This window comes from Candidatus Parcubacteria bacterium (genome assembly GCA_021414235.1).
Lineage (GTDB): Bacteria > Patescibacteriota > Minisyncoccia > Phycocordibacterales > JAKFXT01 > JAIOOV01.
In genome coordinates this window covers 1-1,618 of the sequence record JAIOOV010000002.1, presented here as the reverse complement: position 1 = coordinate 1,618, position 1,618 = coordinate 1, and the positions used below count along the sequence as shown (strand labels likewise).

Here is a 1,618-nt window from a genome sequence, read left to right as displayed (position 1 = left end):
CAAATAAAAAAGCCGAGGGGGGTACCTCGGCGGGAAAGACTGACGATGATGCTTCTCAGTGCCCCAGTGCGAGCGCGTATTCGAGAGCAATCTGGTAGTTCAGTTCATGCTGAATTTCATACCAAAAGGCCTGCTGCTGCTCGGCAGCGGTGCGGAGACCGGTGGCATCCATCTGGACCATCATGAGTGCGTTCAGCACGATCTCAGCGCCGTGACCGACTTGATCCATAGTAGCCGCGGTTAGTCGAGCCACGACGTGGGGGTCTACCTTCCCCAAGTCTGTGCGGATGGTGTCGGCAATTAACAGAGCGGCACTGGTCACATCTCGAGCGCGAGAGATTTTGTAGGCGGGACGGAAATGGTCCAGGACCATTTCGAAGGCATACATCGCGGTGATGGCAGCTTGTAGTTCCTGAACCACTACAGTGGATTCCGGAACAGGTTGCGTGAAGAGTTGCTGAGCGAACTTGAACGCAATATTGGCGCGTTCTTCGGGGGTCATACGATTTATCATGGGAAAGTGCGTTGGAATAAATAAAACACAATTTGTATTTCTTGTCCAGTAAGACATCGGCACATTCAACATTGAATTGCATCACTCCAGGCTTCTAAAGGGGTCTTCCAGCCGAGCCTCTTCCTGGGCCTGGAATTGAGTTCGTTCTCGACGAAGCGAAGCTCCTCATCGGATATCATACTGAAATCGGTCTTCTTGGGGAAGTAATCGCGAATGAGACCGTTGGTGTTCTCGTTGGTAGGCCTCTCCCAGGAACAGTATGAGTGAGCCGAGTAGCATCTCAAGCCGATCTTCCTCTCGATCGATTGCCAGTCTCTGTTCTCCGGTCCGTTGTCCAGAGTGACGGTCTTTTTGAACCTCTCAGGCACATCTTTGAAGCGGGATGCCATTGCATCCACAGTCGCAGCGGAGGTTTTGTCAGCGAGCCTCGTGATGAATACGAGGCCGACCTTTCGCTCAACCAGGGTATTCACACCGGGCTTGCGGTCGACCGACTCCACAGAGTCTCCCTCCCAATCCCCGACACGTTTCCGAAGAAGGACGATCTTCGGACGGTCTTCGATCGAAGCGCCCTTTGTCCTCCATATCCTCTGGCATTTCCTAGTCCCTCTGGGCTGGCGTATCCTCCGTCTCCGCCTCAAACAGGGGCGCAGGTCTTCCATGCCGGTTTTGGGGAGGTTCGAACCGCCGCTCACTGTGTCATATATGAACTGGTATATGGCTTCGTGGGATATGCTCTCATTCAAGTCTCCTGTAATGGAACCCGATATCTGCTCAGGCGACCACCTTCTCTTCAGGTGAGTCACGACGTATGAGCGGATGCGCTCGTTTTTGAGATGCTCCTCCCGGCCACGGCGCGTCCGTTTCGAAAGAGCGCGCTCGTTGGCTAACCGGGGAGTATATATCCTGTGTCCTTTGGGGAAGTTCTTCCTGACCTCACGAGAGACCGAAGATGACGAACGCCTGAGTACCCGGGCGATCTCGCGGAGCGATTTCTTCTCCCACCTCATTGTTTGTATGATCTCCCGCTCTTCGATCGAAAAATGTTTAAAATGCATGACACTCTAGGTTAACAGAGTGATGCAATTACTTGTTGAACTCACC

At 53.2% G+C, this 1,618-nt stretch carries 2 protein-coding genes; both read right to left on the bottom strand.

The features are described from left to right. Positions 1–55 precede the first annotated feature (55 nt). On the bottom strand, positions 56–502 hold the full coding sequence (locus K8Q93_00020) for a hypothetical protein (GenBank protein ID MCE9643627.1): 447 nt from the start codon (positions 500–502) through the stop codon (positions 56–58). A 77-nt stretch (positions 503–579) separates the two neighbouring features. After that, positions 580–1,572: an IS30 family transposase gene (locus tag K8Q93_00015; GenBank protein MCE9643626.1), complete on the bottom strand. Its 993-nt coding sequence runs from the start codon at positions 1,570–1,572 to the stop codon at positions 580–582. Between the last annotated feature and the right edge of the window lie 46 nt (positions 1,573–1,618).